The sequence below is a fragment of the Coleofasciculus sp. G2-EDA-02 genome (assembly GCF_040226375.1).
Lineage (GTDB): Bacteria > Cyanobacteriota > Cyanobacteriia > Cyanobacteriales > Coleofasciculaceae > Coleofasciculus.
This window is the reverse complement of the sequence record NZ_JAVKEW010000122.1, coordinates 41547-53572: the sequence shown is the minus strand read 5'-3', so window position 1 is coordinate 53572 and position 12026 is coordinate 41547. Positions and strand designations below refer to the sequence as shown.

General features: G+C 46.2%; 12 protein-coding genes and 1 pseudogene. 6 read left to right on the top strand and 7 right to left on the bottom strand.

The window, feature by feature from the left end; genetic code table 11:
* The first annotated feature begins 202 nt into the window (after positions 1–202).
* The 3 genes and pseudogenes from RLO19_RS13905 to RLO19_RS13895 all read left to right on the top strand — a co-directional run.
* Entirely contained in the window at positions 203–628 is a 426-nt protein-coding gene (locus RLO19_RS13905; protein WP_446357234.1) for a DoxX family protein, read from the top strand.
* 127 nt (positions 629–755) lie between these two features.
* Complete coding sequence (locus tag RLO19_RS13900) at positions 756–2588, top strand: protein kinase domain-containing protein (protein ID WP_446357232.1); 1833 nt, start codon at positions 756–758, stop codon at positions 2586–2588.
* Between the two features lie 222 nt (positions 2589–2810).
* Positions 2811–3494 (top strand): annotated as a pseudogene (locus RLO19_RS13895) (alpha-hydroxy acid oxidase); the annotation flags it as partial.
* Positions 3495–3558: 64 nt separating this feature from the next.
* On the opposite strand, the gene RLO19_RS13890 reads toward RLO19_RS13895, so the two are convergent.
* Together RLO19_RS13890 and RLO19_RS13885 are read right to left on the bottom strand one after the other, a co-directional pair.
* Entirely contained in the window at positions 3559–4302 is a 744-nt protein-coding gene (locus tag RLO19_RS13890; protein ID WP_446357231.1) for a histidine kinase, read from the bottom strand.
* A gap of 129 nt (positions 4303–4431) precedes the next feature.
* Positions 4432–5259, bottom strand: a complete 828-nt coding sequence (locus RLO19_RS13885; RefSeq protein WP_446357229.1) for a hypothetical protein — start codon at positions 5257–5259, stop codon at positions 4432–4434.
* 274 nt (positions 5260–5533) lie between these two features.
* Here RLO19_RS13885 and RLO19_RS13880 point away from each other — a divergent pair, with 274 nt between their 5' ends.
* Positions 5534–6448, top strand: coding sequence for a hypothetical protein (locus RLO19_RS13880; RefSeq protein ID WP_446357227.1), 915 nt, complete (start codon positions 5534–5536; stop codon positions 6446–6448).
* A 48-nt stretch (positions 6449–6496) separates the two neighbouring features.
* On the opposite strand, the gene RLO19_RS13875 is transcribed toward RLO19_RS13880, so the two are convergent.
* Both RLO19_RS13875 and RLO19_RS13870 read right to left on the bottom strand, forming a co-directional pair.
* Positions 6497–6955, bottom strand: a complete 459-nt coding sequence (locus tag RLO19_RS13875) for an MgtC/SapB family protein (RefSeq protein ID WP_446357225.1) — start codon at positions 6953–6955, stop codon at positions 6497–6499.
* A gap of 67 nt (positions 6956–7022) precedes the next feature.
* Positions 7023–7265, bottom strand: a complete 243-nt coding sequence (locus RLO19_RS13870) for a hypothetical protein (RefSeq protein WP_446357223.1) — start codon at positions 7263–7265, stop codon at positions 7023–7025.
* A 34-nt stretch (positions 7266–7299) separates the two neighbouring features.
* On the opposite strand from RLO19_RS13870, the gene lipB reads away from it, so the two are divergent.
* Positions 7300–7965, top strand: coding sequence for a lipoyl(octanoyl) transferase LipB (lipB, locus tag RLO19_RS13865; protein WP_446357221.1), 666 nt, complete (start codon positions 7300–7302; stop codon positions 7963–7965).
* On the opposite strand, the gene RLO19_RS13860 is transcribed toward lipB, so the two are convergent.
* Together RLO19_RS13860 and RLO19_RS13855 are read right to left on the bottom strand one after the other, a co-directional pair.
* Positions 7962–8954, bottom strand: coding sequence for an FHA domain-containing protein (locus RLO19_RS13860; protein WP_446357219.1), 993 nt, complete (start codon positions 8952–8954; stop codon positions 7962–7964). The genes lipB and RLO19_RS13860 overlap by 4 nt on opposite strands.
* Positions 8955–9106: 152 nt before the next feature.
* Positions 9107–9862 carry a DUF3120 domain-containing protein gene (locus tag RLO19_RS13855; protein WP_446357218.1) on the bottom strand — a complete coding sequence of 252 codons (756 nt, stop codon included), beginning with the start codon at positions 9860–9862 and terminating at the stop codon, positions 9107–9109.
* Positions 9863–10066: 204 nt separating this feature from the next.
* Here RLO19_RS13855 and RLO19_RS13850 point away from each other — a divergent pair, with 204 nt between their 5' ends.
* Positions 10067–11041 (top strand): undecaprenyl-diphosphate phosphatase, encoded by a 975-nt coding sequence (locus tag RLO19_RS13850; protein WP_446357216.1) that lies wholly within the window; start codon positions 10067–10069, stop codon positions 11039–11041.
* Positions 11042–11263: 222 nt separating this feature from the next.
* Here RLO19_RS13850 and RLO19_RS13845 read toward each other — a convergent pair whose 3' ends face one another.
* Entirely contained in the window at positions 11264–11980 is a 717-nt protein-coding gene (locus tag RLO19_RS13845) for a TerC family protein (protein WP_446357215.1), read from the bottom strand.
* Positions 11981–12026 lie beyond the last annotated feature (46 nt).

The window sequence follows — 12026 nt, the reverse complement described above, 5'->3', positions numbered from 1 at the left end:
TGTGCTTTGTCCATGCTTTGCTGTCCTCCCAAGGGGGATTTTACGGTTAGGGAATCGCTCCTTGAAATGCATCTTAGCTTACCCCGAACCCAAAGCGCGATCGCAACCCCGGTAACTGCTACGCTTAAGCTAGGCGTATCTGGACTTCCAGAACCTTGTACCCTGAATAATAGGACATTCACCCGTCAACGCAGGAACTCCTATGCAAAAGTACCTCCCTCTAGTCGCTCGGATCTTCCTCTCTGCTATTTTTATCAAATCAGGGATTGGAAAAATTTTCGGTTTCGCTAGCACTCAACAGTATATGGCTGCTAGCGGAATTCCTTTGGCTGGTCTAGTTCTCATTCCTACTATTATTGTATTACTAGGAGGGGGACTCTCGGTTTTATTCGGCTACAAAGCTCGTTGGGGAGCATTATTACTGATTGGTTTTTTAATTCCCGCCACCTTGATTTTTCACACCAATTTCCCTGAAGAAGAAATTGCCTTTTTCAAAAATTTAGGATTAATGGGAGGATTATTAATGGTTGTCGCCTTTGGTGCGGGTGCAATTAGTTTTGATGAGCGCACAGAATCCTCAATGAACTCGGCGAAATCAAGTGATGATGTGATCAGAACAAACGGGTGAATAGGAAGGGCGCACAGCCGTGCTACCTGACAGAAATAAAATCCGCTCGCACCCCAATAGTTGAAAGGAATCATTACCCTTCTACCCTTCTACCTTTTTACCCTTTTATCCTCCTACCCTTTTCCTCTTGAGCTACTGTATTAACCCAAACTGTCCAAAACCTGAAAACAAAACCGAGCAAAACTTCTGCCAAACTTGCGGCACAAAACTGATAGTAGCAGAACGATATCGTCCGCTTCGGCTTTTGGGTGTTGGGGGATTGGGTAGAACGTTGTTAGCCGAGGATGAATCCCAGCCATCAAAACCTTACTGTGCCATCAAACAGTTTTACCCCCAAGGACAAAACAATTCCCCAAAAGCTGCCCAATTATTTCACCAAGAAGCTGAACGATTAAAAGAATTAGGCAACCATCCCCAAATTCCGGAATTTTTAGCCTATTTTGAGCAAAATAATTATCAGTACATTGTCCAAGAATTTATCGATGGACAAAATCTAAATCAAGAGTTATCAGAAATAGGCGCATTTTCTGAGGGTCACATTCGCAGTCTGTTGAGTGATTTACTCCCCGTACTACAATTTATTCATCAGGGAAATGTTATTCATCGAGATATTAAGCCAGAGAATATTATCCGGCGTCGTCGCGATAGGAAATTAGTCCTCGTCGATTTTGGTGCGGCTAAGTATGCCACCTGGACAATTTTAGCTAAAACTGGCACAACAATTGGTTCTGCGGGATATGCTGCACCAGAACAGACGTTTGGTAAAGCTGTCTTTGCCAGCGATATCTATAGTTTGGGAGTTACCTGCATTCATTTGTTAACTCAGATGCAGCCCTTTGACTTATATGAACCTTTAGAAAATGGCTTTGTCTGGCGGCAGTATTTAGTCAATAATCCCGTCAGTCAGCAACTTGCTGATATTATGGACAAAATGATTCATCCTCTATTGAAACAGCGGTATCATTCCGTTGAGGAAGTCCGCCAAGATTTCTGTCAATTGGGGATAATTCAGGCAATAATTCAACACCAGACTAATTCTCCAAAACCTGAAATTAATGCCTCTTTTGTTCATACACTCCCAGGGCATTCTGGGGGAGTTGACACTGTAGCCTTTAGCCCAGATAAAAAAAGTCTTGCTAGTGGTAGTGTCGATAAAACAATTAAGTTGTGGCAAGTGAGTATGGCATGGGAAATTCGTACTTTAGGGGGATGGTTTTCTGGACAACATACCCAGGATGTGAGTTGTCTGGCGTTTAGCCCTAATGGAAAATATCTAGTGAGTGGGAGTCGGGATACAACCCTGAAGTTATGGAAGGTACGAACCGGAAAAAAACTGGTTAGTGCCAAAAGTCATAACGGAGGAGTTTATTCAGTAGCATTTAGCCCCAATAAACCCCTATTGGCAAGTTGCGGTAGAGATAGCACAATTAGAATTTGGCAGAGTCGCAGGTTGACAACGCTACAGGTTTTATCAAGTCATTCCCGTGGGTTGAATTGTGTCGCATTTAGTCCCGATGGGCAAATCTTGGCGAGTGGGAGTTTGGATGGGACAATTGAACTGTGGCACGTTCCCCATTGGCAAAAGCTGGAGACTCTAGCGGGACATCTAAACTCAGTTGATGCGATCGCGTTTAGTCCTGATAGTATAACTTTAGCCAGTGGCAGTTCGGACGGGATGATTCGGTTGTGGGATATTCGTACCCTTACCCAGACTTCCATCATTAAGGGTAATTTACTCCAGGTGCGTTCTCTCGCCTTTAGCCCCGACGGGCGTCTCCTCGCCAGTTGCGGTGGCGATAACAGGATTAGGATTTGGCATGTTGCGACTGGGCAAGACTGTTGTATTCTCGAAGGACATACGGACACAGTTCAAGTTGTGGCGTTTAGCCCCGATGGACAAACCTTGGCGAGTGGTAGTTGTGATAGAACGATTAAAATTTGGCGAGTATGGTTGTTGTAGGGGCGAAGCATTCTTGCCAAAAACTTACTCCGAAGAGGATAAATATTCTTCAAGAATGCTTCGCCCATCTCCGATCCCCAAAATTACTGCGCCCATCTCCGATCCCCAAAATTACCAAGGATTGAATATCGTTCCGGGTTTTCCCTGTTCCCTGTTCCCTGTTCCCTCATTCTATGACTCAACCTATTATTAATCTTTTCGAGTACGAATCATTAGCTCATCCGCGCTTTGACTCAGGACTTAGTTGAACGGGCTCAAGCCGCAGGTTATAATGCCCTTTGTCTTACTGTAGATGCGCCTGTTTTAGGGTGTCGAGAAAAAGATAAGCGCAACCAGTTTACCCTACCCATGGGTATGGAATTGGCAAATTTAGCCCATCGAGATATTCCTGAAATCGTCGGCGAGTCGGGATTATTTGCCTATTTTGTCCAGCAGCTTGACCCGGGACTGACTTGGCAGGATTTGGACGGGTTGCAGTCCTTGACAAATTTACCAATTATTGTTAAAGGAATTTTAAGGGGTGATGATGCGCTGCGGGCAGTGGAACATGGGGCAAAGGCAGTGATTGTATCCAATCATGGGGGTAGGCAATTGGATGGTGCGATCGCGTCGATTGATGCTCTTGCTGAAGTTGTTGCGGCTGTCGGCGATAAGGTTGATGTGCTTATGGATGGAGGGATTCGCCGTGGCACAGATGTCCTCAAAGCCTTAGCATTGGGGGCTAAAGCGGTGTTGGTGGGGCGTCCGGTTTTGTGGGGATTAGCCGTGGCGGGAGAAGCTGGCGTGCAGCATGTCTTAGAGTTGTTGCGGGATGAGTTGGATGTAGCAATGGCGTTGAGTGGTTGTGCCAAAGTCGAGGATATTGATCAGAGTTTACTCAGCCTAGGTTTTAAAGGCACAGATTAAAATTGCTCCCCTTCCCTGGTAGGGAAGGGGTTGGGGGTTAGGTTGGTAAAATTCTTAAGCCAACTTATCGAACTGTATTTCGCTTATCAACGATAACGACATCTGGATCACAATCGCCTTCTATGTCATGAGCTTCAACAACTTCTCGCTCATTTACTATTGGCTGCTTAACCGTTGACACAGGCTTTTGTTCTACATACTCTTGTTTCACCTCAACCTCTTCTCGACGCTCATGTTCAACTGGCTCAGGCGCCTCAAAGATTTCCAACTCTTCCGCATGGCGATCGCGCATAATTGACGCCGCACGTTCAACTTTGTCGTCACTTCCGCTGACCATCAACAAATAATCGCCGGCTTTGATGCGCTCATTATACACCTTGGCTCTTTCTTCCGGAATACCCAGACCAATCAAAGCGCCAACGATACCGCCTGTTGCTGCGCCAATTCCGGCTCCAGCTAACGTTGAGCCTAAAGCCCCTATCTCAGCTCCGGCGGCGAGGATAGGACCAACACCTGGAATCGCCAGTAAACCGACGCCAATCAAGAAGCCACCGACACCACCGAGAACAGTACCCGTAGTCGCGCCTATACCTGCTCCTTCTTGGGCTTCATTCCCGTGTTTTTCGGTAATTTCCTTAGCGCCTTCTACGTCTTCGATATTCCGCGCTAGGAGAGAAACTCTCTCCATATCAAAATTCCCATCTTTGAGCGCCTGGATCGTATTTTGAAGATTTTCGCGATTGGGGAAAATACCAACAACACGTTTGTATTCACGGCTTTCGGGGACAAATTTTTCTTTTTCTAGCATTACTGCTCCTTTGAATAAATTAAACAACGTTAGGCTTGACTTAGCCTTTTCTTTGTTGTGACTAAAGCACTTTGAACGAAGACAAAAGCATAAAATTAATGTCACACTTCATCATTCAGAACAAAATTCTTATTTATTATCGACAGCAGAAGGAAAAATATCTTCGGCTACGATAACGGGTCTGTCTACATATCTCGACCCAAACTCCTCGATCTTCTGCGCGTCCCAACCGAGGTCAGAATCCTCCAATAGTTTCGGATCAAACTTACGCGCTACACCCGTCACGACGACTCGTTCGCTTTCTTGAACAACGCTATCTTCAGCTTCAAGATTGCGATTGATACCGATAACTAAAACGCCGATATCATCTACCCAACCATCTTCAAATAGAGAGATTGCACTGGGAGAGTAAATATCTCTAACATCACCCTCGACAGCAATAACTTTGTCGAAATAGTCTATCGGCGCTTCCGCTAAGTCTTCAGGTGTTGGAGCTAGGGCGAGGGATTCAGCGATAATAACAGGTTGATTTTCATACTCTGCATATTCGTCACCTAACTCCACGCCATATTCAGTTTCGATATCGGCAATCACGAATTGCGCGACTTCACCCGTTACTTGAATCGGCATCTCTTGCTCTTGTGGAAGATCGAAGGGAGCTTCTTTAACATTAAGGACTAGAATGGATTCACCGTTCAACTCGTCCGCTTGCACAACATAGCCAAGGTCACCCACTTGTCGTTCAACTTTGTTTCTAATCGTGACCTCTTTCCCGATGATGTCTTCGGTATTTTCAGCAACATCTTCGGTGGTAACGTTGGTTTTTCCTTCTTGAATTTCCTCGTTATCAGTAGTGCAGCCAGGAAGGAGCAAAGCGGCTAAAGCGAATGCGATCGCGCCTAAGTAAGTACCTGTGCGTTTAGTCCATAAGGGGACGGAGTCTCCTTGATTCAACATGATTATTCCTATCTATAGAACAAAAGTTGCTGCTTATCTTGATCGCAGCAAACTAAGCTATCTAACTCATTGATGGTTTAGATAGAGGTTGTTGGAAATTATTTGCTATGTACTAAACCATAGTCGCCCTAAATAGTCGTTGTGGAATCTATCAGGAGAGTGACTTGCTCCCTCTAACTAATTGCAGATTTTTTCAGAAGGATGAGCGGTTAGGCTTTTTCAGCCTAGACGCCAGGGGAGCTTGCGGGTGATTAATCTCTGCCATAATGGTTGAATGCAAACACTCAAAACCCTAGCTTTAACCCTCATTGTAGGCGTCACCCTAACGGTTTCACCCTTTGCCCAACCCGTTCAGGCACAACCCTGGCGTCCTGTGCGTGGTAGTATCCTCTTTGGGATTAGTGGCATGGCATTCTTAGAACAGCAAGAGGATTCCACTTCGTTTCTAATTGTTCATGACAATAAAAGAGTAGGGGAAGGGCGTCTGGCGATGATCAGGATTACAGGCGAACAAGCCCCTGAATATTTTCCGATCAACTGGTCAAACCAACCCTTACCTGTAGATTTAGAAGCACTCACGGCTGTTCCTGGACAATCGGAACCAACATTCATGGCGTTAACCAGTTCGGGAACAGTCTATCATTTCCGGCTCAGCGCCAATCATCAGGATGTATCTTTTTTAAACATATTTAATTTGCCCAATCTGCCTGAAGGGACTAACCTAGAAGGATTTGCTTTGCAACAAATTAATGATAAGCTGCTCGCAGTTTGGGCGCATCGGGGTAACACTGAAGAACCTGGAGTCCTGTACTGGGGATTTTTGGACTTGAAAACTGATGGGATTACGCCTCAAGGTTCAGCCAGTTTAACTGTACCGTTTCCAGTGAGTAGTGTTCGCCATATTTCTGATATAAAGGTTGATTCGGCTGGCATTGTTTATATCGCCTCGGCTTCAGATCATGGTGACGATGGACCCTTCCAATCCGCCGTTTACGTAGCAGGTATTTTGAGTCTACAGGATAACCGCCTCGTATTTCACCAAAACCAGACACTGGTTCCTATTTATCGCTTAAATTATCATAAAGTAGAAGGGATTGAACTCGTACCTGGTACAGCCGGAGGTATAATTTTAGGCACAGATGATGAAAATATGGGTTCATCAGTTTGGGGCTTTGACAGAATGTTTTAGTCCCTATTTGTAAATGCCCTTTGCCTTGTGTCTTGGAGACTTTTTGTACTAGCTATTCGGCTCAATTTTTTTAAACAGTCTCAAAATTACTAAAATAAATAAGGCAGAAATTAAACTTAAAACCCATAACCCACACCCCGCCGCAATTCCCAAAGCTGCTGACACCCAAATCGCCGCCGCTGTAGTCAGTCCCCGAACTCTATATCCTTGTCGCTGCGGCTGAGATTCTTGCAAGATTACTCCTCCACCTAAAAATCCTATGCCACCAATAATGCCTTGAATGACGCGAGGAAGTGCATCTGCGCTTTGTTCAGCCACACCAATTAATATGGGTATCAAGGTAAAGAAAGCAGCACCAAAGCTGACTAGCATATAAGTTCTCAACCCGGCAGGTTTGTCTTTGATTTCCCGTTCAAAGCCGATAATTCCTCCCACCAGTAAGGCAATCCCGAGTCGGAGTCCTATCCCTAACCAATCGTTTGGCGAAAGTAAGTAAATGTTTGACAATGGTGTGGAACATATAGTAGGTTGGTTGACCTAAGAAAACTCAACAGAATCTCAGGCTGAAGATCTTTCAATCTGAATTCAAGCGCTTGGTAATCTGGTTCATCAGTCCAGTCAGTAGCGCACCTGCCATTAAAATACCGATCGCAGGAGTAAAGACAGGATTCCACAGACTATACCACAAGTCTAATCCTAGGGAAACACCAATCGCTCGCCCGATGAGTGCGATCGCGAACCAGAAGAAGCTAAATAAAACTAGGAAAAAATCAGCAACTAAAAACTGATTGATCCAATAAATAAGTTTATCTTTCATAATAGGGACGTTATCTTCACAGAATAGGACGTGAATGGCGCAGCGTAAATGCCTGCTCGACAATCAAGGTCTTGTACCTTATACTGTCGCCTGGGAACAACAGCGATCGCTCCTGTCACAACGGGTTAACGATCCCACCCTTGATGATGTTCTCTTATTAATGGAACATCCGCCTGTCTATACTTTAGGTCAAGGTGCTTCTTTAGACTTCCTCAAGTTCAACCCAAAAGAAGTCAACTGGGAAGTTCACCGTATAGAACGGGGAGGTGAAGTCACTTACCATTGTCCCGGTCAACTTGTGGGCTATCCCATTCTCAATTTACGCTATTATCAGCAAGATTTACACTGGTATCTGCGACAGTTAGAAGCCGTCTTAATTAAGGTTTTAGCGGTTTATGGACTTAAAGGCGATCGCGAAACGGGGATGACAGGGGTTTGGCTAGAGGGATGCAAGGTTGCAGCTATTGGCATTAAAGTCAGTCGTTGGATTACCATGCACGGCTTTTCCCTAAATGTTTGCCCAGACTTAAGCGGGTTTAAGCACATTGTCCCTTGTGGAATAGCCGATAAACCCGTTGGTAGTCTTGCTCAGTTCATTCCTGATATTACCGTAGACCAAGTCCGCCCTGTGGTCATTGCCAAGTTTGCCGAGGTTTTCTATGTCAGTTATCGCGACTCAGACAGGTTAAACCTAGTTTAGGTCAGTTTTTCCGAGCAGCGAGTCGCTAAAAACTTATTCAGATCCGCATAAGTTCCCGCATAGGTAGTGGTTGGCTTATCATACCCTTTCAGCGTCACAACATGTTGTTTAAAGCCCAGCTCGTTGTATCCTAACTCTTCGAGATACTTATAGGTATCTTCTCCCAAAGCAATATCCAAACCAATTTGTTTCGTCGCCGACTCCAGACGAAACGCCGCGTTCACTGTATCGCCAATGGCGGTATAATCGGGGCGATCGCCACTACCTGTATTTCCCACCATCGCATAACCTGTATTCACTCCGGTGCCAATGCGGAGCGGGAAGGGTAGGGGGTATTGACTCGAAAGCGACGCCGTCATGCTGTGCAAATCGCTAACCGCTTGCAACACGTTCAAGGCTTCGTCTTTACTCACCCCTTTATGTCCATGAAACCAAATTGCCATCACCGCATCGCCAATGTATTTATCCACCCAACTCCCTGATTTGCGGATAATATTTCCCGATTGGCGAAACCAGGTGCCAATCACGGCGGAGAGAATTTTTTCATCCAGTTGGCGAGTCAGAACCGTAAAGTCGCGGATATCCACCACCATCACCGACATCAGGCGGCGCACATGTAACGTAGAGGTTAGGGTTTCACTACTCGGAGGTTGGTTATAGTCGCGATCTCGGGTGTCGGATGGCGAGTGAAATTCCAGTTCAGTCTGACCAAACATCAGCCGATCACCATTTCGTAATGTCACCGGAATACTCACTCGGCGTCCATTGACGAAGGAACCATTGCGACTCCCTAAATCAATTAGATAGAAGTCACCGGTTTCAGTACACTGTAACATCGCGTGATTTCGGGAAATCCAGCGATCTGAGAGGACAAAATTGTTATCATCTCCGCGACCAACCGTCCAGCAGTTACTACCCACCAGGGGGAGGTAGCGGTTACCAGTCTCAGTTGGTAGAAGTAAATAGGGAGTGGATCGTAGAGTCACCACAGGCACAGAAGCAACGACGGGTTAAAAAATAAACAGGAACTTAAATCTATATCCTAGTAGATGCATTCTGAAGCCAAACGAGTGATTCCGGAAACTTCACTGCCCACATTCTCAAATGTCAATAATTGTTTACTGTAGACATTCATTAGGAGTTATTGAAGTGTAGCTGCTAGCCAAAATAGGCTATCTACCCAAATTGTACTCAATACTGCCCCGCTAAATGCCCACCACGGCAATTGTCCTCTCGTCAATGCCCCACATCCTACTAGTCCTAGTGTACATCCTAAAACCGCCGCCCAGCTAATTCCCCAAGGGGTTTGCACTTGTGCGATCGCCTCTTGCAAGATGGGTGTGATTAACGCTGGATCAACGTCCATGATCTGACGCCAGTATGGAATCAGATCGGTTAAATAAAAATATACATCAGTTAGAACTGTTCCGAACAGAGAACCCAGGTAAAACAAATTACCCACAACTCCTTTCCCCCGCCATAACCCCCACAGGGCAAACGGTAGACCAATTGCTTCGATGGGCAAATGTAGCAGGGGTTCACTCCGCAGCCAGCCCCAATAAATTGAACCCGCTAGCCAACACCAACTAAAACCAAGTATCAAATCTCCCCACACTTGCATCCCAGGACGCGCCATCAGCTTAACCCCCAGCCATACCCACCCTACGGTTAACACTACACTTAACCAGGGCAGTTGCCGGACTAATGGCGCTTGGACAAACACAGGTACAGATACCAGAAATGATGCAGCGGCAAACAGCCACCCGCCTTGACTTCTGGCTTTTGAGGCTATACCTAAGCAACTGAGGACGCGACCGATTGAGCCAGACAGCCAAACCTCTGCGGATGGGTTGGAGTAGTTGGAGGAGGTATCAGAAAACACACTATTGCGAAACACGATTTCTTTAATTTTCTTTACTTATGTTTACAGTTCTCAATATATCATGAGTCATATCCCCCCTAGGGGGATATGACCTATTATAGTGTACTGCTAGCACCGCACAAAGTTTGCGATCGCGATTCAGCTATGCCAAAATGCCGATTAATGCGAGTGACTGGTGATTAGTGATTGGGGATTGGGAATTTTAACTCAAAGACATACATGATCAAATTGCAGTGGCGGTGGTTCAAATTTTTAAGTATTAGCCTCCTGAGCGCCTTACTCACCATTCAGTTGAAGAGTTTCGGCACCACCTTACCGACAGACATAGCCGTACCCACCACTCCATCCACCTCCGAGATGAACATTCCTCAAGCATTGGTACTGGGAATCGTGCAGGGGTTAACGGAGTTTATCCCGATTAGCAGTACGGCGCATTTAAAACTGATACCCGTGGTATTCGGGTGGGGTGATCCGGGGGTGGCATTTACGGCGATTATTCAACTAGGGAGTATTGCTGCGGTGCTGTGGTATTTTTGGTCAGACTTATGGCAAATTTCCACAGGCACGATTAAAGCGATTCAGAGGGGAGATTACCAAGCCAACGATTTTCGCATGGCGGTGGGTATTGGCTTGGGGACTTTACCGATTGTCTTCTGTGGCTTGTTAATTAAGATATTTATTCCCGATTTTGATAATTCTCCCCTGCGGAGTACCGTCGCGATCGCTTGTGCTTCAATTTTTATGGGGCTGATGTTGGGCGTTGCCGAAAAGATGGGTAGGAAAGAGCGCAATTTCGATAAGTTGGGGATGCAGGATGGCGTCTTGATGGGATTTGCTCAAGCCTTGGCGCTGATTCCTGGGGTGTCGCGATCGGGTTCAACGATTACAGCGGGCTTGTTTATGGGATTGGAGAGAGGAACAGCCGCCCGATTTTCCTTTTTGCTGGGTATCCCAGCGATTACTCTAGCGGGGTTAGTTGAGTTAAAGGATTTATTAGAATCCGGAGTCGGGGAGGGGGGACTCATGCCCCTCACCGTGGGAGTGATATCATCAGCCGTATTTTCTTATGCCGCGATCGCGTGGTTGATTCGTTACCTACAAACCTCAAACACTTGGATTTTTGTCTGGTATCGCGTCGCCTTTGGTGTGGCAATTTTGGGTGCGGTTATCGCCGGGGTATTGCCAAATAGTTAGCCTAGTCTAGTGCAAGAAGGCAGAAATAACTGAACAGTTAACAGCTCCCCCTGCTCCCCCTGCTCCCCCTGCTCCCCCTGCTCACCCTGCTTTAACAGCATAGACAAAGCTGCTCAAGGACTTCCGCCGCGCTGCACTAGGTGGCACCGAAAGAAGCAGGAAGCTCCTAAAAGCGATTTTAGGAAGCCCTCGGTATAATCTTTGATTTACCGAGGGCGGATGTCACTCAAGCTGTTCATTAGCCTCTGGTAGTGAGTTGTCTTCTTCATTCGTGCGCTGAGAAAATCCCCAAAGGAAGATCAGGGCAATACCAGTAATCATTAACCATTCTGGCGGTACTAATTCTGGATTAATTGCCCTAGCCAAAAGTCGCAATCCGACTAGACCAACCGTAATGTAACCTGCATCCTCCAGATTGGCATACTCCTGTAGCCAGCGGATGAACAATCCTGCCATAAACCGCAGGGTAATCACACCAATGGTGCCACCAACCAGAACCAGCCAGATTTGGTCAGAAATCGCGATCGCGGTGGTAACGCTATCTAAGGAAAAGGCTAGATCAGTAATGGCGATCAGGGGAATCACTTGCCAAAGCGAGGTAAATCTCGGTCCATGATGGTGATGTTGTTCGTCTTCCTCGGAGGTAAAATGCTCGAAGACTAACCAGAGCAAATAAGCAGCACCGAGGAGTTCAAATTGCCAAAACTTGACCACCCACGTTGCCGTCAGAATCAGGCTAATCCGCAGAACGTAAGCTACCCCTAAGCCAAAGTTCAGCGCCTGTCGCTGGATTTTTTTGTCTTCTAAACCTTGAGCGATTGTTGCCAGCGCGATCGCGTTATCGGCTGAGAGCACAGCTTCGAGAGCGATCAGAATTAGCAGGACTAAGGGGGCTTCTATTCCTAGATTGAACGGTAAGTTAAAAACTTGATCCAGCATTAATGAAATGAATAATGATTTCGAGTATGGACGAGGGCGTAAGCTG

Coding starts and splice junctions, on each gene's coding strand:
- RLO19_RS13845 (WP_446357215.1), bottom strand. CDS start 11,980: ATGCTGGATCAAGTTTTTAACTTACCGTTCAATCTAGGAATAGAAGCC.
- RLO19_RS13880 (WP_446357227.1), top strand. CDS start 5,534: ATGCAAACACTCAAAACCCTAGCTTTAACCCTCATTGTAGGCGTCACC.
- RLO19_RS13885 (WP_446357229.1), bottom strand. CDS start 5,259: ATGTTGAATCAAGGAGACTCCGTCCCCTTATGGACTAAACGCACAGGT.
- RLO19_RS13905 (WP_446357234.1), top strand. CDS start 203: ATGCAAAAGTACCTCCCTCTAGTCGCTCGGATCTTCCTCTCTGCTATT.
- RLO19_RS13850 (WP_446357216.1), top strand. CDS start 10,067: ATGATCAAATTGCAGTGGCGGTGGTTCAAATTTTTAAGTATTAGCCTC.
- lipB (WP_446357221.1), top strand. CDS start 7,300: ATGGCGCAGCGTAAATGCCTGCTCGACAATCAAGGTCTTGTACCTTAT.
- RLO19_RS13890 (WP_446357231.1), bottom strand. CDS start 4,302: ATGCTAGAAAAAGAAAAATTTGTCCCCGAAAGCCGTGAATACAAACGT.
- RLO19_RS13870 (WP_446357223.1), bottom strand. CDS start 7,265: ATGAAAGATAAACTTATTTATTGGATCAATCAGTTTTTAGTTGCTGAT.